Source organism: Plantibacter sp., assembly GCF_059073635.1.
Genome location: NZ_JCACOF010000001.1, coordinates 205,871 through 228,638, shown reverse-complemented (window position 1 = coordinate 228,638; position 22,768 = coordinate 205,871). Strand labels below are relative to the sequence as shown.

The 22,768-nt window shown below is 71.2% G+C and carries 24 protein-coding genes and 2 pseudogenes; 17 read left to right on the top strand and 9 right to left on the bottom strand.

Annotated elements, in window-relative coordinates:
• Positions 1–34: 34 nt before the first annotated feature.
• From phnE to AC5JOC_RS01040, 5 genes are all read left to right on the top strand, one after another.
• Entirely contained in the window at positions 35–1,615 is a 1,581-nt protein-coding gene (phnE, locus tag AC5JOC_RS01060) for a phosphonate ABC transporter, permease protein PhnE (protein ID WP_494244896.1), read from the top strand.
• Positions 1,612–2,874 (top strand): TIGR03364 family FAD-dependent oxidoreductase, encoded by a 1,263-nt coding sequence (locus tag AC5JOC_RS01055; protein WP_244175412.1) that lies wholly within the window; start codon positions 1,612–1,614, stop codon positions 2,872–2,874. Before phnE ends, AC5JOC_RS01055 begins: the two co-directional genes overlap by 4 nt.
• Positions 2,871–3,671, top strand: a complete 801-nt coding sequence (locus AC5JOC_RS01050) for an HAD family hydrolase (protein ID WP_494244894.1) — start codon at positions 2,871–2,873, stop codon at positions 3,669–3,671. Before AC5JOC_RS01055 ends, AC5JOC_RS01050 begins: the two co-directional genes overlap by 4 nt.
• A gap of 19 nt (positions 3,672–3,690) precedes the next feature.
• Positions 3,691–4,818 carry a zinc-binding dehydrogenase gene (locus AC5JOC_RS01045; protein WP_124768656.1) on the top strand — a complete coding sequence of 376 codons (1,128 nt, stop codon included), beginning with the start codon at positions 3,691–3,693 and terminating at the stop codon, positions 4,816–4,818.
• 211 nt (positions 4,819–5,029) lie between these two features.
• Positions 5,030–5,734, top strand: a complete 705-nt coding sequence (locus AC5JOC_RS01040) for a hypothetical protein (RefSeq protein ID WP_139382399.1) — start codon at positions 5,030–5,032, stop codon at positions 5,732–5,734.
• A gap of 33 nt (positions 5,735–5,767) precedes the next feature.
• Here AC5JOC_RS01040 and AC5JOC_RS01035 read toward each other — a convergent pair whose 3' ends face one another.
• Positions 5,768–6,706 carry a phosphoribosylaminoimidazolesuccinocarboxamide synthase gene (locus AC5JOC_RS01035; protein ID WP_079705063.1) on the bottom strand — a complete coding sequence of 313 codons (939 nt, stop codon included), beginning with the start codon at positions 6,704–6,706 and terminating at the stop codon, positions 5,768–5,770.
• Positions 6,707–6,800: 94 nt separating this feature from the next.
• Here AC5JOC_RS01035 and AC5JOC_RS01030 point away from each other — a divergent pair, with 94 nt between their 5' ends.
• Positions 6,801–7,442 carry a PadR family transcriptional regulator gene (locus AC5JOC_RS01030; protein ID WP_079705064.1) on the top strand — a complete coding sequence of 214 codons (642 nt, stop codon included), beginning with the start codon at positions 6,801–6,803 and terminating at the stop codon, positions 7,440–7,442.
• Between the two features lie 90 nt (positions 7,443–7,532).
• On the top strand, positions 7,533–9,113 hold the full coding sequence (locus AC5JOC_RS01025) for an MFS transporter (RefSeq protein ID WP_191940491.1): 1,581 nt from the start codon (positions 7,533–7,535) through the stop codon (positions 9,111–9,113).
• A gap of 30 nt (positions 9,114–9,143) precedes the next feature.
• Here AC5JOC_RS01025 and AC5JOC_RS01020 read toward each other — a convergent pair whose 3' ends face one another.
• From AC5JOC_RS01020 to purD, 4 genes and pseudogenes are all read right to left on the bottom strand, one after another.
• Positions 9,144–9,641 carry a 2'-5' RNA ligase family protein gene (locus AC5JOC_RS01020; protein WP_494244891.1) on the bottom strand — a complete coding sequence of 166 codons (498 nt, stop codon included), beginning with the start codon at positions 9,639–9,641 and terminating at the stop codon, positions 9,144–9,146.
• Between the two features lie 3 nt (positions 9,642–9,644).
• Positions 9,645–10,034, bottom strand: a pseudogene (locus tag AC5JOC_RS01015) (alpha/beta fold hydrolase); the annotation flags it as partial.
• Positions 10,035–10,098: 64 nt separating this feature from the next.
• Positions 10,099–10,524 (bottom strand): annotated as a pseudogene (locus AC5JOC_RS01010) (alpha/beta fold hydrolase); the annotation flags it as partial.
• 11 nt (positions 10,525–10,535) lie between these two features.
• A complete protein-coding gene (gene purD, locus AC5JOC_RS01005) occupies positions 10,536–11,801 on the bottom strand; it encodes a phosphoribosylamine--glycine ligase (RefSeq protein WP_194599331.1) in 1,266 nt (421 codons plus the stop codon).
• A gap of 38 nt (positions 11,802–11,839) precedes the next feature.
• Here purD and AC5JOC_RS01000 point away from each other — a divergent pair, with 38 nt between their 5' ends.
• The 3 genes from AC5JOC_RS01000 to AC5JOC_RS00990 all read left to right on the top strand — a co-directional run bounded on the left by AC5JOC_RS01000 (position 11,840) and on the right by AC5JOC_RS00990 (position 14,326).
• Positions 11,840–12,205 (top strand): sterol carrier family protein, encoded by a 366-nt coding sequence (locus AC5JOC_RS01000; protein WP_064294203.1) that lies wholly within the window; start codon positions 11,840–11,842, stop codon positions 12,203–12,205.
• A gap of 21 nt (positions 12,206–12,226) precedes the next feature.
• On the top strand, positions 12,227–13,120 hold the full coding sequence (locus AC5JOC_RS00995; RefSeq protein ID WP_494244889.1) for a glycosyltransferase family 2 protein: 894 nt from the start codon (positions 12,227–12,229) through the stop codon (positions 13,118–13,120).
• Positions 13,121–13,321: 201 nt separating this feature from the next.
• A complete protein-coding gene (locus AC5JOC_RS00990; protein WP_494244888.1) occupies positions 13,322–14,326 on the top strand; it encodes an NAD-dependent epimerase/dehydratase family protein in 1,005 nt (334 codons plus the stop codon).
• Between the two features lie 7 nt (positions 14,327–14,333).
• Here AC5JOC_RS00990 and zapE read toward each other — a convergent pair whose 3' ends face one another.
• Positions 14,334–15,479 carry a cell division protein ZapE gene (gene zapE / locus AC5JOC_RS00985; protein WP_494244887.1) on the bottom strand — a complete coding sequence of 382 codons (1,146 nt, stop codon included), beginning with the start codon at positions 15,477–15,479 and terminating at the stop codon, positions 14,334–14,336.
• A gap of 84 nt (positions 15,480–15,563) precedes the next feature.
• Here zapE and AC5JOC_RS00980 point away from each other — a divergent pair, with 84 nt between their 5' ends.
• The 3 genes from AC5JOC_RS00980 to purF all read left to right on the top strand — a co-directional run bounded on the left by AC5JOC_RS00980 (position 15,564) and on the right by purF (position 18,680).
• Positions 15,564–16,043: a DUF2273 domain-containing protein gene (locus AC5JOC_RS00980; RefSeq protein ID WP_494244886.1), complete on the top strand. Its 480-nt coding sequence runs from the start codon at positions 15,564–15,566 to the stop codon at positions 16,041–16,043.
• Positions 16,040–17,152, top strand: a complete 1,113-nt coding sequence (gene purM / locus AC5JOC_RS00975; RefSeq protein ID WP_079705072.1) for a phosphoribosylformylglycinamidine cyclo-ligase — start codon at positions 16,040–16,042, stop codon at positions 17,150–17,152. Before AC5JOC_RS00980 ends, purM begins: the two co-directional genes overlap by 4 nt.
• A gap of 70 nt (positions 17,153–17,222) precedes the next feature.
• Positions 17,223–18,680 carry an amidophosphoribosyltransferase gene (gene purF, locus AC5JOC_RS00970; RefSeq protein ID WP_085511828.1) on the top strand — a complete coding sequence of 486 codons (1,458 nt, stop codon included), beginning with the start codon at positions 17,223–17,225 and terminating at the stop codon, positions 18,678–18,680.
• A gap of 70 nt (positions 18,681–18,750) precedes the next feature.
• Here purF and AC5JOC_RS00965 read toward each other — a convergent pair whose 3' ends face one another.
• On the bottom strand, positions 18,751–19,941 hold the full coding sequence (locus AC5JOC_RS00965; RefSeq protein WP_494244884.1) for a 2TM domain-containing protein: 1,191 nt from the start codon (positions 19,939–19,941) through the stop codon (positions 18,751–18,753).
• Between the two features lie 134 nt (positions 19,942–20,075).
• Entirely contained in the window at positions 20,076–20,291 is a 216-nt protein-coding gene (locus tag AC5JOC_RS00960; RefSeq protein ID WP_064294210.1) for a DUF3073 domain-containing protein, read from the bottom strand.
• Positions 20,292–20,498: 207 nt separating this feature from the next.
• Here AC5JOC_RS00960 and AC5JOC_RS00955 point away from each other — a divergent pair, with 207 nt between their 5' ends.
• The 4 genes from AC5JOC_RS00955 to crcB are packed head-to-tail and all read left to right on the top strand — an operon-like array spanning position 20,499 to position 22,420.
• A complete protein-coding gene (locus tag AC5JOC_RS00955) occupies positions 20,499–21,083 on the top strand; it encodes an HhH-GPD-type base excision DNA repair protein (protein WP_064294211.1) in 585 nt (194 codons plus the stop codon).
• Positions 21,084–21,087: 4 nt separating this feature from the next.
• A complete protein-coding gene (locus AC5JOC_RS00950) occupies positions 21,088–21,612 on the top strand; it encodes a universal stress protein (RefSeq protein WP_494244882.1) in 525 nt (174 codons plus the stop codon).
• 53 nt (positions 21,613–21,665) lie between these two features.
• Positions 21,666–22,043 (top strand): fluoride efflux transporter FluC, encoded by a 378-nt coding sequence (locus tag AC5JOC_RS00945; RefSeq protein WP_494245160.1) that lies wholly within the window; start codon positions 21,666–21,668, stop codon positions 22,041–22,043.
• Positions 22,040–22,420: a fluoride efflux transporter CrcB gene (gene crcB / locus AC5JOC_RS00940; RefSeq protein WP_430891952.1), complete on the top strand. Its 381-nt coding sequence runs from the start codon at positions 22,040–22,042 to the stop codon at positions 22,418–22,420. The genes AC5JOC_RS00945 and crcB overlap by 4 nt, the downstream gene beginning before the upstream one ends.
• A 39-nt stretch (positions 22,421–22,459) precedes the next feature.
• Here crcB and AC5JOC_RS00935 read toward each other — a convergent pair whose 3' ends face one another.
• Entirely contained in the window at positions 22,460–22,750 is a 291-nt protein-coding gene (locus AC5JOC_RS00935; protein ID WP_064294214.1) for a hypothetical protein, read from the bottom strand.
• Positions 22,751–22,768 lie beyond the last annotated feature (18 nt).

Sequence of the window (22,768 nt, the reverse complement as noted above, 5' to 3'; positions counted from 1 at the left end):
CTCGCTCCTCGAGGTCGGGATCTCGATCCCGAACATGGTGGCGAGCTGGGGCAACGCGGTCAACTTCTTCAACCGGGTGGGCACGATCACGTTCCCGCCGCCCGGGGAACTGCTGTCGCTCACCGCCCTGACCCTGGGGATCGTCATCTCAGGCACCGTCCTCGCTGCGGTGCTCTCGATCCCGGTCGCGTACCTCGCGGCCGCCAACACGACCCCGGGACCGGCCTGGCGCGCGGTCGGTCGGTTCGTCGGCGTGCTCAGCCGTGCCGTGCCCGATGTCGTCATCGCGATGATCCTCGTGCTCATGTTCTCGCTCGGCTCGCTGCCCGGCATCATCGCGATCGGGCTGCACTCCGTCGGCATGATCTCGAAGCTCTTCGCGGACGCGATCGAGCAGGTCGACGAGGGGCCACGACTCGCGATCCGGGCGGCCGGCGGCTCGAAGCTGCAGGAGTTCACCTCGGGTGTCCTGCCGCAGGTCCTCCCGTCCTGGGTGGCCACGGTCCTCCACCGCGGCGACATCAACCTGCGCGGTTCGGTCCTCCTCGGCTACGTCGGCGTCCTCGGCCTCGGCCGTGAACTGTCGCTCGCGTTCAAATCCCTCGACTACTCGCTCGGCATCGGACTCGCGATCGTCATCTTCGCGCTGTGCGTCGTCATGGAGATCGTGTCGAGCACCGTGCGGACCGTGATGCTCGGGGTGCAGCCGACCGGACGTGGACTCGGTGACCGCGTCGTGCGTCGGGTGGCCGCGGGCCGGGAGGCACGTCGTGCGGCGGGTGGGAGCAGCCGCACGGTCGCCTCTCCGAGCGCCGAGTCCCGGATCGCCGCTGCAGCGAAGCGTCCGTGGACGCCGGCCCGCGTCCGCGACACCGTCGGTGCCTGGCTCGCCGTGGCGGTCGTGGTCTGGGGCGTCGTCGTGTCCGACATCCAGTGGGGCGACCTCGTGACGTTCTGGGCCAAGGCCCCCGACGTCCTCGTCCGACTCTGGCCTCCGTCGTTCGGCATGCGCACGACGGAGCAGATGGTCGAGGCGATGTTCGAGACCGTCGCGATCGCCTTCGCGGCGACCCTCATCGCCCTCGTCTGCTCGATCGTCATCGGGTCCCTCGCCGCACGGAACGTCGCCCCGAACCGCGGTGTCCGCACCGGCGCCCGGTTCGCGCTCGTCGGCATCCGCGGCATCCCGGAGCTCATCCTCGCGATCCTCCTCATCGTGGTCACCGGGCTCGGGGCCCAGGCGGGGACGCTCGCGCTCGGCATCTGCGGGATCGGCCTCCTCGGCAAGCTCATCGCGGACTCCTTCGAGGAGGTCGCGCCCGGACCGGAACGCGCGCTGACCGCCGTCGGCGCGACGCGCCCACAGGTCTACGCCGCCGCGACGCTCCCGCAGGGCGCCCGTGCACTGGTCGGGCACACCTTCTACACGCTCGACACGAACATCCGCGCCGCGACCATGCTCGGCATCGTCGGCGGAGGCGGCATCGGCTACTACCTGATCCAGGCGGACCAGGGTGGGAACTACGACCAGGTCACGGCCATCGTGCTGATGATCCTCGCGGTGGTCCTCGTCGTCGAGGGCATCGCCATGTGGATGCGGAGGGTGTTCTCGTGAACGGACGACGGATGAGCGGCGGGGTGTCGGCGCCGCGGGTCGGCCTCGGCGTCGGCTCGCTCGGTGCCTCGGCCGATCGCGCGGACGTCGTGATCGTCGGAGCCGGCATCGTCGGGCTGTCCGCGGCGCTCGCCGCTGTGGACGCCGGTGCCGAGGTCGTGGTCGTCGAACGTTCGGCCGAAGCCCAGGGTGCGTCGGTCCGCAACTTCGGTCATCTGGCCGCGACGCCGCAGGCCGGGCTCGCCGCCCGCCTCGCCGCGCGTTCGGCGGAGATCTGGCAGCGACTCGAGCAGGACGCTGGGCTGTGGGTCCGGCGCTCGGGCACGCACGTGGTCGCCCGGCACCTCGACGAGCTGCGCGTCCTCGAGGACTTCGCTGCGTCCCGTGCCCAGGCGGGAGCTGCGGCCGACGTCCGCCTGTACGACGCGGCCGAGTTCCTGCAGCAGGTGCCGATCAGTGCCGACGACGTGGTGGGCGGCGCCTGGCTGCCACGCGACCTCCAGGTGAACCCGCGTCAGGCGCTGGGCGCCGTCACGGCGTACCTGGAACGCCGCGGTGTCGAGTTCCGACGCCGGACGACCGTGACGGGGCTGCGCTCCGGCTTCGTCGACACCAGCCGCGGCGTCATCGCCGCAGGCCTCACCGTGGTCGCGGTGAACCACGACATCGACACGCTCCTCCCCGAGCTGGCCGAGCGGGCGGTCGTCCGTCGATGCGCGCTCGACATGGTGCGGGTGCGCGCCGAACTCCCGATGCCGATGCCGGCGCCGCTCCTGACCGGGTGGTCGCTCCTGCGCTACGCGGGATTCGCCGACTCGCCCGCCATCCCGGCACTCCGGGAGCGGTTGCAGCAGGACCACCCCGGGCTCGCCTCGCTCGACGTCAACCTCATGGCGACCCAGTTGCCGGACGGCTCGATCATCCTCGGCGACACCCACAGTCGCGGCGAAGCGGTCTCCCCGTTCCAGTCCGAGCACGCCTTCGACGAACTCCTGCAGGCTGGAAGCACGCTGTTCGGGACCAGGCTCGACGTCCTCGAACGCTGGCAGGGCGTCTACGCCACCGCCCCGGAGGAGTTGCTCATCGACGAACCGACCCCGGGCGTCCGCGTGGTCGCCGCGACCACGGGCATCGGGATGACCACCGGACCCGCGCTCGGCGAGCTGGCCGTCGCCGAGCACCTCGGCCCGACCTTCTCGCCGGCGCAGCCGACCAGCATCCGTGCCGCATCAGCCCACCTTCAGAAAGGCCTCTCGTGACCAGCATCGATCGACCCCAGCAGGACAGCACCGCGGCACCCGACCTCGACGACGACGTGGAGACCGACCTCGCCGACCTCGACGAGCTGGAGGGCGGGTTCGACGACGCGCACGAGGACGACCTCCTGCTCGAACTGGTGGTCCTCGACCTCGCCGGGACGACGGTCTCGGACGACGGCGTCGTCGAGGACGCCTTCCGCGTCGCCGCCGAGACGATCGGCATCGACACCGAGGACGCGCTCGACGCGGCCATCGAGCTCGTCCGCGACACGATGGGCCAGTCGAAGCTCGACGTGTTCCTCATGCTGACCGACGGCGACGAGGCTCGAGCCGCTTCCGGCAACGCCGCCTTCGAAGCGGCCTACGAGCGCCTCGTCGGCGAGGGGCGCGTCGAGGCGATCGCCGGAGCCGAGGACACGGTGCGGCGGCTCCGCGAGCTCGGCGTGGGCGTCGTGTTCACCACCGGGTTCGCCCCCGCCACGCGCGACGCGCTCCTCGCGAGCCTCGGGTGGTCCGAACTCGCCGACGACGCCCTGTCGCCCGCCGACGCCGGTCGAGGGCGTCCAGCGCCGGACCTGCCGCTGACCGCGCTCCTCCGGTTCGGTGCGAGCGCCGTCGACACCATGGTCGTCGTCGGCGACACGGCCAGCGACATGCTGTCCGGGGTGAACGCCGGCGCCGGGCTCGTCGTCGGGGTGCTCACCGGAGCACACGACGAGGAGACGCTGCTCGAGGCGGGCGCCGACGAGATCATCACGAGCATCGCCGAGTTGCCCGCGCTGCTCGGTCTCGACTGAACGATCGACCGGGGGAACCATGCACACGACGCTCACCGCGCACGAGGGCAACGACGTCTTCATCAGACCGTCGCCGATCGCGATGGTCTGGCAGGGGCCGGGGCACCCGCACCAGGCGATGGCGGTGCCCGGGGTGACGCTCGGGCCGGGCGACGTCCTCGTCGAGGTGGAACTGGCGACCGTGTGCGGCTCCGACGTGCACACCGTCCTCGGGCACCGTGACGCCGCCACGCCGCTCGTCCTCGGGCACGAACAGGTGGGACGCGTCGTGGCGGTCGGGGGACCCGTCACCGCGGTGGACGGCACGGTCCTCGTCGCGGGGATGCGGGTCGTGTGGTCGGTCGTCGTGAGCTGCGGCGTCTGCGACCGCTGCTCCGCCGGCCTGGAGCAGAAGTGCCGCCGGCTCGCGAAGTACGGGCACGACCGGGTCCACCGCGGCTGGGAGCTGAGCGGCGGATTCGCCACCCACGTCGAACTCCTCGAGGGCACGGCCATCGTGATCGTGGGGGAGACGCCGCCCGCCGCCGTCTTCGCGCCGGCGTCCTGCGCGACGGCCACCGCGATCGCCGCACTGGATGCGGCCGGGCACGACCTGCCCGGCACGGCGGTCCTCGTGACCGGCGCCGGGATGCTCGGGCTGACGGTCGCGGCCATCGCGACCGATGCCGGGGCGCGCGTCGTCGTGAGCGATCCGGACCCCGCCCGCCGGCTGCTCGCCGGTCGCTTCGGCGCCATCGCGACCGTCGACCCCACGATCGGCGCCGCCGAGCACCTCGACGCCGCGCACCTGGCGGCGGGCGTTGAGGGCTTCCCGGTGGCCATCGAGATGTCCGGCGACGCCCGTGCCGTCGACGCCGCCATCGCGTCGCTGTCGATCGGCGGGACGGCGGTCCTCGTCGGCAGCGTGTCGCCCGGTGCGCCGCTCGGCATCGACGCCGAACGGATCGTCCGACGCCTCCTCACGGTGCGCGGCGCACACAACTACCGACCGCGGGATCTGGCACGCGCGGTCGACTTCCTGACCGGTGCGTGGCGTCGGTATCCGTTCGCCGAACTCGTCGGCCCGGAGTTCCCCTTGCAGGACGTCGACGAGGCGCTCGTCGCAGCTGCATCGGGCGCCTTCCCGCGCGTCGGTGTCCGACCCTGAACGACCCGCGGGAGGTCACGCGAGCCGGCTCGAACCCTCCGGCGAGCCTCGCGGGATCCGGTCGAGGTCTCGGCGACGGCGTCCGAGGGCGACGTGACCTCTTCGAGCGCCCCCATTCCGGGGGTCACGACGGCCGATCCACCGCGGATTTCCGCCGATCTCGGCTCGTGAATCCCGCCGCATGACCCACCTTGTGGGGTATCCTCGGGCCATGACGGTCACGACTCGCCACCCTGGTGTGGTCCGTGTCGGTGGTCGCCTCATGGTCGTGGATCCGTTCGCGGAACGAGGTGAGCTCACCGAGGATCAACAGCGCGGTCACCAGCTGCGGCGGAGGATCACGCTCCTGCTCGGTGCATTCCTCCTGCTCAGCGGCTTCGTCATCGGCGCGACGGTGGGCGTGCTCGTCGAGTGGTCACTCGTCCACGACGAACGCTCGTCAGTGTCGCTCCCCGGCTTCGACCCGGAGTGGGTGCCCGGACTCGACGTCGTCGGTGCCTTGCTCGGTGCCATCCTCGTCGCCGTCTTCCTGCTCGTGTCGGCCGAACGACGCAACCGTCGTCGTCGCCTGGACGGCGGGCACCAGCCGTCGCGGTGGATCGACCCGCTCAACGATCACCTCATCGGGCTGAGCGACGACCTCCCGTGGACCTCACTCTGGACGCTGACGCGCATGTACGCCACCGCGGAGCGCCTGCAGCGCGAGCTCGTGGAGCGCAGCGGCACCCGCAGCGAGGTGGGCAGTGACGATTCCTGCGATCTCGTCGAGGCGCGGCTCGCGGCCGACGATGCACGCGACGCACTCGAGAAGACGGCCACGCTCATGGGCGTCATCGTGCCGGAGGGGCCGCTGCCCGATGCGCAGGCCATCCTGGCCGACAACGCTCGGCTCCGCGCCCGTCGGAAGACGAGCTGACCGGCACCTCCGCGATGCGGATGGTTCCGGTGGTCAGCGCCCGCTGCCGGTGAGGCGCTCCAGGAGTTCGCGGTAGCGGTCGGCCGTCTGCGTGACGATCTCGGCAGGCAGGGTCGGAGGCGTGGGTGTCGACGGGTCGTCCTGGTCCCAGTTGTGGGCCAGCCAGTTGCGGACGATCTGCTTGTCGAAGCTGGCCATGCGTGCGGTGGGGTCGTCGCTCGTCAGGTAGACGTCGCGGTCCCAGTACCGGCTGGAGTCGGAGGTGAGCACTTCGTCGCCGAGCGTGATGACGCCGGTCCCCGGGTTGCGGCCGAACTCGAACTTCGTGTCGGCGAGGATGACGCCGTGGCGTTCCGCCGTCAGTGATGCCGTCTCGTAGATGCCGAGTGACAGGTCCTTCAGCGCGACCGCGTCGTCCTCGCCGATGAGCTCGACCATGCGGGAGAACGAGATGTTCTCGTCGTGCTCGCCGAGCGGCGCCTTGTACGCGGGGGTGAACAGCGGCTCGGGCAGGCGATCGCCGTCGCGGAGGCCGTCGGGCAGCGGGATGCCGCAGACGGTGCGGTTCGCGACGTACTCCTTCCAGCCGGAGCCGGTGAGGTAGCCGCGGACGACGCACTCGACGGGGAACATGTCGAGCTTGCGGACGAGCATCGCCCGGCCGGCGAACTCGGCCGGGATGCTGGACACCGCGACACCCGCGGCGTCGAGCTCATGATCGGGGACGAGATGGTTCGGCACCTCGCGGAGCTGGTCGAACCACCAGAGGCTCAGGCTGGTGAGCAGATCGCCCTTGCCGGGGATGCCCGGCTCGAGCACGTGGTCGAAGGCGCTCACCCGGTCGCTCGCGACGACGAGCAAGAGGTCGTCGGGCCCGGCGGCCGGCTCGTACAGGTCGCGGACCTTGCCCGAGTAGACGTGGTTCCAGGCGTTGGTCTCCGAGGGTGCGCTCACTCGTTCATTATCGTGCATCGGCGGTGGCCGGGTCGGTCGCCAGGGCTTGCGACCTCAGGGCGGTACGCGTATATTCCACGTGGAATAGTTCGCGTGGAGTGATGGGAGGGTCATGGGCAAGGTCAAGCCGCTCGGCCTGCTCGCCGTCGCCGCGCTCGGCTACCTCGCCGAGCGCCCCATGCACCCCTACGAGATGTACCAACTCGCGCTCCACCGTCAGGAGGACCGCGTCGTCAAGGTGAGCCCCGGCTCGCTCTACCGCGCCGTCTACGGACTCGAGGCCGACGGCCTCGTGCTCGCCTCCGGGACCGACCGCGAGGGAGCCCGGCCCGAGCGCACCACCTTCGAGATCACCGACCTCGGCCGGCACCTGCTGGGGGAGCGGCTGCGCGAGCTGCTCAGCACCCCCACGAACGAGTACCCGGAGCTCGGGCTCGCGCTGTCCGAGGCGCACGAACTGGGCGCCGAGGAGGTGCGGATGCTGCTCGAGACCCGCATCCTCCGGCAGCAGGCCGAGCTCGCCGACCTCGATCGCCGCATGACGTGGGCGCTCGAGCGCGGGATCCCGCGCGTGTACTGGATCAACGTCCCCTACTCGGCCGCCATGCTGCGCGCCGAGATCGCCCACCTCGAATCGCTCCTCGCCGAGATCGCCGACGGTGCACTCGCCTGGCACGTGCCGGGGACCCGTGCGCCACTCCACGAGCAGGCGGCGACCCCGCCCGTGTCCGCTCAGCCGACACCCTCCACCTGAACCTCCGGGACGACCGACCAGTCCGGCCGGCGGTCCCGCTCATCCTCGCGTCCCGAACGCGAACCCGTCCTCCGTGCAGAAAGGGACATCATGTCCACCACCCCCACCACGCCTCCCCAGGGCGTCTCCGGTCCGACGCCCGGGGCCGTGCGCCCCTGGCCCGCGCTCTGGTCCCTGGTCATCGGCTTCTTCATGATCCTCATCGACACGACCATCGTGTCCGTGGCGAACCCCGCGATCATGCGCGGCCTCGACACCGACATCAACAACGTCATCTGGGTGACGAGCGCCTACCTGCTCGCCTATGCGGTGCCGTTGCTCATCACGGGCCGTCTCGGCGACCGCTTCGGCCCGAAGAACCTCTACCTCATCGGCCTCGTCGTCTTCACGCTCGCCTCACTCTGGTGCGGCCTGTCGGGCTCGATCGAGATGCTCATCGTCGCCCGCGTCGTGCAGGGTCTCGGCGCGGCGCTCATGACCCCGCAGACGATGGCCGTCATCACCCGCATCTTCCCGCCGGACCGCCGCGGTGCGGCCATGGGCCTCTGGGGAGCGACCGCTGGCGTCGCGACGCTCGTCGGCCCGATCCTGGGCGGCGTGCTCGTCGACGGCTTCGGCTGGGAGTGGATCTTCTTCATCAACGTGCCCGTCGGTGTCATCGGCTTCATCATGGTCTGGCGCAACGTCCCCGCGCTCGCCACGCACCCGCACAAGTTCGACGTGCTCGGGGTCGTCCTGAGCGGGCTCGGGATGTTCCTCCTCGTGTTCGGCATCCAGGAGGGCCAGAGCTACGACTGGGGCACGATCACCGGTCCGATCACCGTGTGGAGCCTCATCATCGCCGGTGTCGTCGTCCTCGGCCTGTTCGTCGTGTGGCAGGCCGTCATGAAGGGCGAGCCGCTGCTCCCGCTGGCGTTGTTCCGCGACCGCAACTTCTCGGTCGGCAACCTCGCGATCTCGACGATCGGGTTCACGATCACGAGCATGTCGCTGCCGCTCGTCTTCTTCTACCAGACCGTCCGCGGCCTGACCCCGACGCAGTCCGCGCTCATGCTCGTCCCGATGGCCGTGCTCTCCGCCGGGCTCGCGCCCGTGGTCGGGCGGGCGATCGACCGCGTGAACCCGAAGTGGTTCGCCCTCGCGGGGCTCCTCCTGCTGGCCCTCGCGCTCGGCTGGTACTCGATCCTCCTCACGCCCGAGCAGCCGATCCTCATGCTGCTCCTCCCGAGTGCCGTCCTCGGCCTCGCCAACGGCTTCATGTGGGGCCCGGTCTCCAACCTCACCACCCGGGGGCTCCCACAGCACCAGGCCGGCGCCGGCTCAGGCGTGTTCAACACGACGCGTCAGATCGGAGCCGTCCTCGGCAGTGCGGCCATCGCCGCGCTCATCCAGGGACGCCTCGCGGCCGAGCTGCCCGCTGCACCCGGTGGGGCGGCCGGTGGGGTGAGCGAGGTGACGGGTGGCGAGCTGCCCGAGTTCCTGCATGCCGGGTTCACCACCGCCATGGCCCAGTCGTTGCTCCTCCCGGCAGGCCTCGCGCTCGTGGGCGCGGTCGTGGTCCTGTTCTTCCAGAAGCCGAAGGCGGCCGCCTGGTCGACCCCGGAGACCCAGCACGGACAGGCCGCCGCGGTCGCCGCGGCTGCCGCGACCGCCCGGTCCGAAGCCGAGTAGCGGCTCCGCCGACACGGCGACACCGGACGGTCACGGGCCGAGGAGGTCCGTGACCGTCCTGGTGTCGCCGTTCCAGAACCGGAGCCCGGTGACGAGCCCGGACGGGAGGTCGCCGAGCGACCGGAGCACGGCGAGTGCCGCCGCGGTCTGCTCGCCGGCGACGCGTCGGGAGAGCGTGACGTGGGGTGTCCAGGCGCCGGGCCGGGTGTGCTCGAAGGCACCGGTGACGTCGCCGGCCACACGTCCGTGCAGCTCCAGCAGCTCGTGCGTGGGGATCACCGTGAGCGCGAGGACGGCGCCCGAGCGACGCGGGAACAGCAGCGGAGCCCCGAGCCGGACGGCGAACGGCGCGAAGGCCGGCCGCCCGGTGAGCTCGAGGTCCTCGCCGGCCGACAGCGTGACGTGCGGACGGTTGCTCGCACCGCGATGCGTGGCGAGACTGCTGATGCCGAGGTCGAGGAGCGCGTGCCAGCGGTCGCGGACGGCGGCCTCGAGGGCCTCGTCGAACGTCAGATCGACGCTGCGCACCGGTCAGCCGATCGGGAAGAAGCCGTGGACGGCGGCGGCGAAGGATCGCGGCTGCTCCACCCAGGGGTAGTGTCCGCACCCGTCGAGCACGATGGCCTGGCCGAGCGGGAACCGCTTCGCGAGGTCGACGACGGGCGCGAGTCCCGTCAGGCCGTCCTCGGAGCCCGCGACCACGAGCACGGGAGCCGTCACGGTGCGGAGGGCGTCGCGGATGTCCTCGACCTCGTCGATCGTGGGGGTGTGCACGAACGCGTCCTGCGCGGCCGGATGCCAGGCGCCCAGCCGCTCGTGTTCGCGGGCGGTGTCGTCCCACTCGCCCCAGGCGATGGGCGCCACCGCCGGGAACAAGCCGGTTCCCCGACGCGGAGTCCGGCGCCGCGAGCAGCGCGGGCAGCGCCTCGAGGAAGCCGGGGTACCAGTCCTCCGCCGCGTGCCGCGCGATGATCTCCGCGCTGTCGTCGTCCGTGTCGACGAGCCAGGTGGCGGGCGGCGTGATGAGGCACAGGCGGTCGAGCCGGTGCGGGTAGCGCGCGGCGTAGCTCACGGCGACGCGGGTGCCGGCGGAGTGCCCGAGGAGTTCGAGGCGGTCGACGTCCAGCCAGCGACGCACGGCCTCGACGTCCTCGGCGAGTTCCGGCCAGCTCGCCGCAGCGGTCGACGATCCGCTCTCGGACCGTCCGACCCCGCGCTGGTGCAGCACGATGAGGCGACGCCTGGTGCTCAGGCCGCCGAGATCACCGAGGTAGACCGGGTGGCGCGCCGGACCGCCGGCGAGGACGACGAGGGGCGGCAGGGTGTCGTCGCCGATCACGTCCACGTGCAGTCTGGTGCCGTCGTGACTCTCGACGACGGCCGACGACCCGGTTCCCGCTGCGGCGCTCATCCGGGCCGCGATCAGGAGACGCGTGCGGCGATGTCGGTGCGGTACTGACCGCCCTCGAGTTCGATGCGCGACAGCGCCTCGTACGCACGGCCGCGTGCCTCCGGGAAGGTGGATCCGAGGGCCACGACGTTGAGGACGCGGCCGCCGGTGGCGACCAGGCCACCGTCGACGTCGGCCGTGGCCGCGTGGACGAGGTGGACCCCCTCGACGGCGACGGCGGCGTCGAGGCCGGTGATGCTCCGGCCGGTGACGGGCGTCTCGGGGTAGTTCTGGCTCGCGAGCACCACGGTCACCGCGCTCGCCTCGGCGAACGCGGGTCGCGGCTGCTCGCCGAGCGTGCCGGTGGCCGAGCCGAGCAGGAGCGCCGACAGCGGCGTGACGAGCCGGGGGAGGACGACCTGCGTCTCCGGGTCGCCGAAGCGCGCGTTGAACTCGATCACGCGGATCCCGCGTTCGGTGAGGATGAGGCCGGCGTAGAGGAGGCCCTGGAACGGGTTGCCCTCCGACGCCAGCTGCCGCACGACGGGGACGGCGACGGTCTCGAGGACCTCGTCGACGAAGGCCGTCTCGCTCCCGAAGCGGTTGTCGAGCCAGGGCAACGGGGAGTAGGCGCCCATTCCGCCGGTGTTCGGGCCGGCGTCGCCGTCGAGCAGCCGCTTGTAGTCCTGCGCGGGGGAGAGCGGGAGCACCGTCTCGCCGTCGGTGATGAAGAAGAGGGAGACCTCCTGGCCGTCGAGGAACTCCTCGACGAGGACGCCGCCGTAGCCGAGCCAGTTGGTGGCGTGCTGGATGGCCGCGTCGCGGTCGTGGGTGACGAGGACGCCCTTGCCCGCCGCGAGGCCGTCGGCCTTGACGACGTAGGGGGCACCGAAGTCGTCGAGCGCGGCGATCGCTGCGTCGAGGTCCTCGGCGCGGACCGCGCGACCGGTGGGCACGCCGGCTTCGTCCATGATCCGCTTCGCGAAGGACTTCGAGCCCTCGAGTGCGGCCGCCGAGCGGTTGGGGCCGAAGACCGGGATGCCGGCGGCGCGCAGCTTGTCGGCCACGCCGGCGACGAGCGGGGCCTCGGGCCCGATGACGACGAGGTCGACCGCTTCGTCGCGGGCGAAGTCGCGCACGATCGAAGGGTTCTCCTGGTCGATGCCGACCACGGTCACATCCCCCGCGATGCCCGCGTTGCCGGGGGCGGCGATGATGTGGTGCCCGGCCTCTTCGGAGAGGAGAGCCTTGATGATGGCGTGCTCGCGAGCACCGGAACCGAGGACGAGGATCTTCACCCGTCTAGCTTAAGGCGCAATGGCCTAGCCTCGAATGCATGGCCAGACCCAGGATCACGGACGCCGTCGGTCGCGCAGCCCTGGAGCAGGCGCTCGGGGACGCACCGGCGTCGCGCACGGACACGGCGACCGCGGTCCGCTACCTGTTGGAGCTCCTCGTCGAGCGGGCGCCCGGCAACACCGTCGAGGTGCGGGTGCCGCCGTTCGGTGCGGTGCAGTGCATCGAGGGCCCCCGCCACACCCGAGGCACGCCGCCGAACGTCATCGAGATGGACGCACCGACCTGGCTCGCGCTCGCCTCCGGCCGCATCGACTGGACCACGGCGATGGCCGGCGGCACGGTGCACGCGTCCGGCCAGCGAGCGGACCTCACGGGCCTCGTGCCACTGCTGCTGCCGCGCTGACGGTCCGGGTACATTGGTGCGGTGACCTCCGACATCGACGCCCCAGCCGAGACGACGCTCGACGCGACGATCGTCATCCCCACGTACAACGGCGAGCGGTACCTCGAGCAGATCCTCTCCGCGATCGAGGGCCAGGACTACGACGGCACCTACGAGACCCTCGTCATCGATTCCGGCTCCACCGACCGCACGCTCGACATCGTCGCCGCCCACCCGGACGTCCGGCTGCACGTCATCCCGAACAGCGAGTTCGGCCACGGCCGGACCCGCCAGCTCGCCGCCCGGCTCGCCCGCGGCAAGTACGTCGCGTACCTCACGCACGATGCGATCCCGGGCGACTCCCGCTGGTTGCACGAGCTGACCACGCCCTTGGACCCGGACGGCATGGACGTCGTCGCGGTCATGGGCAAGCAGATCGCGCGCCCGACCTGCTTCCCGCTGCTGAAGTACGAGATCCACGACGTCTTCCACAACTTCGGGCCGGACTTCGGCACGACGGTGTTCGCGAACGACGGCTTCGCCGACGGGAACGGCGGGCTGCTCGACGCCCTCGCGTTCTACTCCGACGTCAACTCGGCCACGCGCCGCGAGCTCCTGCTCGGCGACATCCCGTACCGCGACCTCCCGTACTCCGAGGACATGGCGTTCGGTGCCGACATCATCGCGGCCGGCCTGCGGAAGGCGTACGCGCCGCGGGGCTGGGTCATCCACTCCAACGACCTCACCCTCGACGAGTACCGCAAGCGCATCTTCGACGAGACGACGGCGTCTGCGACGGATCGGCAAGCCCGATCGCGCGGCTCCGACGGTCCCGGCAGATCGGCTACACCGTCGTCGGCGCGATCCGCGACGCGAAGCGGATCGTCCGCGACAAGGAGTACGGCTGGAAGCGCCGGGCGTACTGGTTCGTCATGAACCCCGTGTACCACGCGGCGAAGTGGAGCAGCTACTACGTGGCCTCCCGCGTCGACCTGAACGACGAGGCCGCCATGCGAGCCGGATCGCTGGAGCACAGCCGCAAGTAGTCCGCCGGACAGCGCTCCGCTCGGACGCGCTGCTCGCTGCTCCCAGCGAACCGGGGTGGTGCATCACCGCCTCGTGCGCTGTGATGGAGGCATGAGCACGAATCGGCTGTTGGTCCTGGGCGGGACGGAGTTCGTCGGGCGAGCGGTCGTCGACGAGGCCGTCGCCGCCGGCTGGGAGGTCACCGTCTTCCATCGCGGTACGAACCGGTCCTCGCCGTCGGACGCGGTCACCGTGCTGCACGGCGACCGGACGCTGCCCGGCGGACTCGACGCGCTCAGGGTCGGGTCGTGGGACGTCGCGGTCGACACCTGGTCGTGGGCTCCGGTCGCCGTCCGCGACGCGGCCGCGCTGCTGGCGGACCGGGTCGGGAGCTACGTGTACGTCTCGAGCCGTTCGGTCTACGCCGACCCGCTTCCCGCCGGTGCCGCCGAGGACGCGCCGGTCGTCGACGGGTCGGCGCACGACGACGGCTTCGCGGACTACGCCCGTGCCAAGCGCGGCGGTGAGCTGGCCGCCGTGCAGGCGTTCGGCGACCGAGCGGTCCTGGCGCGAGCCGGCCTCATCCTCGGCCCGCACGAGAACATCGGGCGACTGCCCTGGTGGCTGGCGCGGATCGCCGAGGGCGGTGAGGTGCTCGCCCCTGGTGCCGCTTCCGACCCCATCCAGTACATCGATGCGCGGGATCTCGCGGCCTTCCTCCTCGCCGCCGGTTCGACGGGCGCGAGTGGTGCGTTCAACGTCGTCAGCGAGCCGCGGGCGACGACGTTGGGGGAGCTGCTCGACGCCTGCGTCGCCGCGACCGGGTCGGGTGCGACCCTCCGCTGGGTGGATCAGGAGCGGGTGCTCGCGGCCGGGATCCAGCCCTGGACCCAACTGCCCGTCTGGCTCCCCACCGGACCGGACGCCGACGCGATGCATCACGGTGACGTCTCGCGTGCGGTCGCGGCGGGTCTCCGTCGTCGTCCGCTCGCCGAGACCGTCGCCGACACCTGGGGTTGGCTGCAGGCACTCGGCGGCGTGGCGCCGCAGCGTCCGGACCGGCCCGTCGTCGGACTGGACCGCGCCGTCGAGCGGGCCGTGCTCGCCGGGAGCTGAGCTGCTGTCAGCGGATCTCGCGGAGGAGGGCGAGCCGACTGCGCGTCCTGACCGCGTCGCGGGCGAACCCCTCCGGTCCGAGGGCGGGATCGGTCATGAAGGTCTCCCGGTCGGTGGTGGCCACGACGTGGAGTTCGACGCCGAGATCGCACAGGGCGTCGACGAGGTGGACGAACCGGGCGCGCGCCTCCCGGGTGAGGGCATGGGACTCGGGCAGGCCGTCGAGGACCCACCGGTCGTAGTCCGCCGCCCAGGCGAGGTAGTCGCCGACCGAGGTCGGACGCTCGATGAGTTCGGCGCTGGCGAACCAGACGACGCCGTCGCGCGCGGCGGCTGCCTGGAACGTGTGGCCACTGATCGTCAGCGTCGTCGCCTCGCCTGGCCCCGGACGGTGGAGGCCGAGTGCCGCGAGGTGGGCGTCCGCGGACTCGCCGGCGATGGACCAGCTGCCACGGGCGAAGCCGTCGCCGTGCCTGACCGGGGAGCTGCGACGGTGGTCGGTCGAGCCGGCGAGTTCGAGCACCTGCATGTTCGCCTCGATCAGGGCGATGCCGGGCTCGAAGATGTGGTGGTACCCCGGGTCCGGCAGCAGATCCTGCGGCGCGGAGTTCGAGCTCGTCAACAGGGTCACCTGTCGGGCGAAGAGCGCGTCGAGCAGCCGGATCATGAGCGCGCCGTCGCCGGGATCGTGCACCTGGAACTCGTCGAAGAGCACGACGTCCACCTCGTCGAGCAGTTCGTCGACGGCTTGCTCGACCGCGTTCGTCACCGCTCCGGCCGCCGCGCGGGACCCGGCGCCCGGCTCGCCCGTCGCCCGAGCGGCGTCGGCGGCCTCCGTGCGGACCCGGTGGATCGCGGCGTGCAGCCCGCGGAAGAAGGAGTGGAAGTGGACGCGACGCCTCCGATGCGTCGGGAGCGCCTCGAAGAACGCGTCGAGGAGCCAGGTCTTGCCCCGCCCGGCCGCACCCCACAGGTACAGGTGCGCGGGTCGGTCCTCGCCGATCCGGAGTGACGCCAGACGCCTCGCCACCTCCAGCTGCTCCGGCTCGAGCGTGAACCCGGCGTCGGCGGCGGCGGACTCGACCGCCGAGAGCAGGGTGTCGTCGGGAGGGATCGGAGCGGGATCGGTCGTCTCGGTCCCCGTCGTGTCCACCGCTCGATCGTACCCGTCGGCACGTCGACCGCGGCCGTTCACCATCGGTTCACGATGCCCAGGATCGTGGGGGAGAATGGAGGCATGACAGACGCCACCGGGCAGCCAGCACCGGAAGCTCAGCACCCATCCGAACCGACCGGTCCGACGCCCTCGACCGAGCCCGACACCGAGGTCGCGACCGTGTACTCCTCCGGTTCGGTCTCGGTGCGCCGGTCGCCCCGCTACTGGCGGTTCCTCGTCATCGGCGCCTTCGTCGGCATCATCGCCGCGCTCATCCTCACCTTCGCGTTCCCGGGGAGCGCCGACTACTCGCTCACCCAGGTGTTCGGCTTCCTCCTGCTCGTGTGCGTCGTCGTCTTCGGTGCGATCGCCCTCGTCGTCGGTCTCCTCATCGACCGCTCCATGGCGCGACGGACGCGGATCGTCGCAGCGGATAGAGTTGACGTGCATCCAGCCGGGACCCCCGCGGCCGACGCGGAACCGAACGGTTCCGTCAGTGCCGAGCCAGGTGAGTCCGGCCCCCCGAATCCACCCATCGCAGAAGGTTCAGGACGGTCATGACCTCATCCACCAGCTACCGGGAGGCCGGTGTCGACACGGCAGCCGGTGACCGCGCCGTCGAGCTCATGAAGGCCGCCGTCGCGAAGACGCACGGTCCGGAGGTCTTCGGCGGCTTCGGCGGGTTCGCCGGCCTGTTCGACGCCTCGGCACTCACCGCCTTCCGTCGGCCCCTGCTCGCGACGTCGACCGACGGCGTCGGCACGAAGGTCGCGATCGCCCAGGCCATCGACAAGCACGACACCATCGGCCAGGACCTCGTCGGCATGGTCGTCGACGACATCGTCGTGGTCGGGGCGAAGCCGCTCTTCATGACCGACTACATCGCCTGCGGCAAGGTCCACCCGGAGCGCATCGCCTCGATCGTCTCGGGCATCGCCCAGGCCTGCTCCGACACCGGGACGGCGCTCATCGGCGGCGAGACCGCGGAGCACCCCGGACTCCTCGGGGTCGACGACTACGACGTCGCCGGCGCCTGCACCGGTGCGGTCGAGGCGGACGCCATCCTCGGTGAGCACCGCGTCGAGGACGGCGACGTCGTCCTCGCACTCGCGTCCTCGGGCCTGCACTCGAACGGCTTCTCCCTCGTGCGGCACATCCTCGCCCAGGCGGGCGTCGGCTACGCCGACCACAGCGACGACCTCGGCACGACGTTCGGCGAGGCCCTCCTCGAGCCGACGCGGCTCTACACCCTGCCCCTCCTGCGGCTGCTCGACGCCCCGGCCTTCGCGGGTGGCGTCCACTCGCTCAGCCACGTCACCGGAGGCGGGATCGCCGCCAACCTCGCGCGCGTCCTGCCCAAGGGGTCCTGGGCCGAGGTCGACCGCTCCACCTGGAGCCCGTCGCCGGTGTTCCGGACGCTGAGCGAGCTGGCCGGATCCTCGCTCGAGTCGAGCGAGGGCACCTGGAACCTGGGCGTCGGATTCTTCGCCGTCGTCTCGCCGGCGGTCGCCGCCGGTGTCACGGCCGCGCTCGAGGCCGACGGGATCGCGACCTGGCAGGTCGGCACCGTGCACCTCGGCGACGCCGCCGCAGACCTCAGCGCGTTCGAACAGGGTGCCAAGGGGGTCGACGGCGGTGCCGTCCGCCTCGTGGGCGCCTACCGCGACTAGTCGCACCGCTCCGGCCCACCTTCCTCCGTTCCGCCACTCGCCCAGCACGAACCCCAAGGAGTCCCCACGCATGTGCGGCATCGTCGGCATCGTCTCAACCGAGCCTGCCAACCAGCAGGTCTACGACAGCCTCCTGCTCCTCCAGCACCGCGGTCAGGACTCCACCGGCATCGCCACCGCCGACGGCAGCACCTTCCACATGGTCAAGGCCAAGGGCCAGGTGCGCGAAGCCTTCCGCACCCGCGACATGCGCTCGCTCCTCGGCAACATGGGCCTCGGCCACGTGCGCTACGCGACGAAGGGCGACGCCGCCAACGAGAGCGAGGCGCAGCCGTTCTACGTGAACGCGCCCTACGGCATCACGCTCATCCACAACGGCAACCTCACGAACACCCGCGAGCTCAGCAAGGACCTGTTCCACGTCGACCGTCGCCACGTGAACTCCACGAGCGACACCGAGCTGCTGCTCAACGTCCTCGCGACGGAGCTGCAGGGGCAGATCAGCGGTCTCGACCTCGATCCCGACCAGGTGTTCAACGCCGTCGAGAACGTGCACGAGCGGGTCGAGGGCTCCTACGCGACGATCGCCCTCATCGCCGGTCACGGCCTGCTCGCCTTCCGCGACCCGTTCGGCATCCGTCCGCTCATCCTCGGCAAGCGCCAGACGGGCCTGGTCGGCAACGACTGGGTGGTCGCCTCGGAGTCGCTCGTCCTCGAAGCCGGCGGCTACGAGATCGTCCGCGAGATCGCCCCGGGCGAGGCCGTCTTCATCACCGCGTCGGGTGAGCTGTACTCGCGGCAGTGCGCGAAGAACCCGCGGCTCGTTCCGTGCTCCTTCGAGTACGTGTACCTCGCTCGCCCCGACTCCGTCATGAACGGCATCTCGGTCTACGAGGCCCGACTGCGTCTCGGCAACCGGCTCGCCGACACCATCGCCGAGTACACGCCGATGGGCGACATCGACGTCGTCATGCCGATCCCGGACTCCTCCCGCCCAGCGGCCATGCAGGTCGCCCAGAAGCTCGGCATCGAGTACCGCGAGGGCTTCTACAAGAACCGGTACGTGGGGCGCACCTTCATCATGCCGGGCCAGGCGCAGCGCAAGAAGAGCGTCCGTCAGAAACTCAACGCGATGGGCTCGGAGTTCAAGGGCAAGAACATCCTCATCGTCGACGACTCGATCGTCCGCGGCACGACGTCGAAGGAGATCGTCGACATGGCGCGTCTCGCCGGTGCCAACAAGGTGACCTTCACCTCCGCCGCACCGCCGGTCCGCTACCCCCACGTGTACGGCATCAACATGCCGTCCCGCCAGGAGCTCGTCGCACACGGCAAGAAGATCCCCGACATCGCCCGCGAGCTGGGCGCCGACAACCTCATCTACCAGGAGGTCGCCGACATGAAGGCCGCCATCCTCGAGGGCTCCGGCATCAGCGACCTCGAGATGAGCTGCTTCACCGGCGAGTACGTCACCGGGACCGTCTCCGAGGAGTACCTCGAGTGGGTGGAGCGCTCGCAGCTCTCCTGAGCCCGCGCCTGAACGACGAAGCGCGCGAGCCCCGAGGGGATCGCGCGCTTCGTCGTTCAGGAACCGGCTGCTACTCCGGCGTACCGGGCTGCTCGAGTGGCGCCGGCGTGGCCGCGGGGGCCGCCTTCGGCTTCGTCGTGCGCGGCTTCGCCGGTGCCTTCGCGGTGGCCGGCTTCGCTGCGGCGCCCGTCGTCTTCGTCGTCGGTGCCTTCGTGGCTGCGGCCTTCGGCGTCGTGGTCTTGGCTGCTGCGGCCTTGGGCGTCGTCGAACCGGTGGTGGCGCGCGTCGAACTCGTCTTGCGGACGGTGCTGCCCGCGGCCGTCGCCGACGTGGTCGTCTTGGCGGCGGGCTTGCGGGCCGTCGTCGAACGCGTCGTCGTCGACCGGCTGGTCGAGGTGCGGGGCGCGCTCACGGCCGCGGCCGGTGCAGTGGCCGACACGGTCTCGTCGCGTCCGGTCGTGTCGGCGGCTCCGGTCTCGTCGCTCGCGAGGCGCGCCTCGGTCTCGTCGGCGGCGGCTGCGACGGTCTCGGCGTCGCCGGTGGAGGTCGACTCGAGGACGATCGACTCGGCCGGTTCAGCGGACGTGTCCGGTGCGGCTGCGGCCTCGGGTGCTCGGTCGGTGCCGGAGAAGACCGCGGCGAACTGCTCGGTCGGGGTGGGCTCGGCGGCGCGCACCCAGTCCGAGGTGGGCTCCGCTGCCGGAGCCTCAGGGGTCGGAGACTCGGTCGACGGTGCCTGGTAGGCGCCGTACTGCTGCGTCGCCTGGGAGCCCTGCTGGGTCTGCTGCGTGCCGTAGCCGCCCGTCTGGCCACCCGCGTACTGCGAGGTGTCGTAGGCGGTCGTCTGTCCGTACTGTGCGGGGTCGTACACCGGCGCCTGGCCGGTCTGGCCCGCCTGGTACGGGTGCTGCTCGTAACCGCTCTGGCCGGCGTACGGTGCCTGCGTGGCGTTCGGCTGCGAGGCGGCCTCACGAGCGGCAGCGCGCTGCTGCTGCTGGTTCACGAGGCGCGCGACCTCGGCGTCGATGGCGTCCTCGGTGATGTGCTTGGACGGACCGTAGGCGTCGAGTCCGACGAAGACCAGGGCGATGCCCATCACGAAGATCGGCCAGATCGGCCAGAAGTATCCCCAGGCGCCGGTGAGGAGCCAGATGACGATCAGGAGGACGGAGACCGCACCCCAGACGGCGAGAAACTGCTTGAAATCGTGCTGCGCCTTCAGGCGCTTCTTGGCGGCAACGCGGAGTTCGTCGGTGTTCATCCGTCCAGGCTAGTCTCCGCCCAGCGAGAACTCCATTTGCCAACAGTCGTCTGAGAGATCACCCAGCCGCGAGGTGCTGGAGCGAGGGCGAACCGCCGATGCGGGGGCGCGCCGGAACGGTGCGAAGGGCGCGCCTACGCGCCCTTCGCCTCACCGTCGGCGTACTTCTCGGCGTATTCAGCCCACTTGGCGATCTCGTCGTCGTAGCTCTCGTCGACGCCCGTGCCCGGGTGGTCGACGGAGTGCCCCGTGAGCTCGCGCTCGAGCGCGTTGTAGTTCACGTCCGGGCTGAACGACTTGAGCTCACGAGCGATCTTCGTGTGCTTTGCCTTTTGACGGCCACGACCCATGCGAGACCCCCTCATGATTTTCTGACCGGCCGCGCTTGCGGGGCGTCCGGGGCTTTCGCCTACCAGGGAACGATAAAGACTAGCGTTGAGCTTACCATGCCGCCCGTGGACGGGGCGCTCGTACGGAGACGGTCTGCCGGGCACCGATGCCGACACCGCGACGGAACGGGGCTGGGCCAGGACGTCGAGTGGTGGGACGATGGACCCATGACCGGAACCCTGCACATCACCGGAGATGCGGACGCCGACCGCCTGTTGTCGACCGACCCGCTCGCCCTGCTCGTCGGCATGCTGCTCGATCAGCAGGTGCCGATGGAGACCGCGTTCGCCGGCCCGCTGAAGATCAGTGACCGACTCGGTTCCTTCGACGCGGCCACCATCGCGCGGGAAGAACCCGAGGCGTTCGCCTCCCTCTTCAAGACGAGTCCCGCCGTGCACCGGTTCCCGGGTTCCATGGCCGGCCGGGTGCAGGGGCTCTGCGCCGCGATCGTCGACGACTGGGACGGCGACGCGGAGGCGATCTGGACGCGCGACGCGCCCGACGGCCCGGAGATCCTGAAGCGCCTGCTCGCCCTCCCGGGGTTCGGTGAGCAGAAGGCGAAGATCTTCCTCGCGCTCCTCGGCAAGCAGTACGGGCTCGACGCGGCCGACTGGCGGGAAGCGTCGGCGCCCTACGGCGAGGACGGCAGCCTCCGGTCCGTCGCCGACATCGTCGACCCGGAGTCGCTCGCGCAGGTGCGGGCGGCGAAGCAGGCGGCCAAGGCCGCCGCGAAGCGCGCGAAGGGGGAGTGACGACATGAGCGAAGCGCAGCGGGCCACCGCGATCGTGGTCGGTGTCACGCCGGGGCAGCCCGACACCGTGCTCGTCGAGGCGGCGTCGTTCGCGCAGGCCTTCGCCTGCCGGCTCGTCCTCGCCCACGTCGACGCGAGCCGGTTCGTCGTGGTCGAGAACGTCGACGGCACCGTCACGTCGTTGCCGTTCGACGCCGATCTGCACGACTTCGAACCGGAGCCCGCCGATCCCGGCCTGGAGGCGACGGCGCATCGTCTCCTCGACGACACCGGCGTCGTGTGGGAGCTGACCCAGCTCGCCGGGGACCCGGCGCGTGCCCTCGGCCGACTCGCCGATTCGGTGTCCGCGCGGGCGATCATCGTCGGGACCCGGGAGCGTGGCCTCCGGAAGGGCATCCTCGAGTTCTTCAACGGTTCCGTCGCCGCGACGCTGGCCCATCGGCAGGCGCGTCCGGTGATCGTGGTCCCACTCGCGCCGAGCGCCACCGACGAACCGCTCTGGGACGCCTCCGCCGGCGACCTGCGGTGACGGCCGCTCCGACGGGGACACGGGCTCCGCACCTCCAACCCGCCACGATCGCGATGGTCGCGCTCGGTGGCGCGATCGGGACGGGTGCCCGCGAGGCGATCTCCCTCGCCATCCCGCCCATCGGTGGTGTCCCCGTGGCCATCCTCGGCATCAACGTCGTCGGCGCCTTCCTGCTCGGTCTCCTCCTCGAGTCGCTCCTCCGACGCGGGCCCGACGCCGGCCGTCGACGCGATCTCCGCCTCTTCCTCGGCACCGGCGTCCTCGGCGGCTTCACGACGTACAGCGCGCTCGCGGCCGACAGCAGTGTCCTCCTCATCGAGGGGAGCGCCCTCGTGGGGGTGCTGTACGCGGTGGGGAGCGTCGTGCTGGGCGCCCTGGCGAGCTGGGGCGGCATCGTCCTCGCCCGACGGATCGGCGGTGGCCGCTCGTGACGCCCTGGCTCTTCCTCGCGATCGCGGCGGCCGGCGGTGTCGGCGCCGCGGCCCGCTTCGTCGTCGACGGCATCGTCCGTTCCCGTGTGGGCGGCGCCTACCCGTGGGGCACGACCGTGATCAACGTCAGCGGGTCGCTGCTGCTCGGCCTCGTCACTGCGCTGGCCCTCGGCGGGGTCGTCGACGAGGCGTGGCGGCTCGTCCTCGGAGGCGGGCTGCTCGGTGGGTACACGACGTTCAGCACCGCGAGTGTCGAGACCGTCCGGCTGCTCCACGACGGACGTTCCCGGGCCGGACTGGCGAACGCGTTGGGCATGCTCGTCGCGTCGGTCGTCGCGGCCCTGGTCGGCTACGGGCTCGGTTCGCTCCTCGCCTAGCCGCTCGTTCGCCCGAAGATGGGCGAACGGACGCGGCGGCTATGCCTCGAAGCGGCGGTTGTGCCGGAGGTTCAGCACGATCGGGATCCCGAGGGCGACGATGAGCAGCAGGATGCTCCAGAAGCCGATCTCCGACCACAGCAGGAAGACCCCGAAGACCCCGAGTCCGCCCGACAGCCCGCGCAGGATGATCGTGAACTGCGGGAGTCGCTGCGGGCGGCCCTGCCACATCGGCAGCGGCGAGTCGGGGTTCGCGGCGATGAGGCGGACCATCGACAGCGTCCCGAAGACGGCCGCGAGGAACAGCAGCGAGAGACCCCAGGTGAACATGTCCCCAGTCTGTCAGTC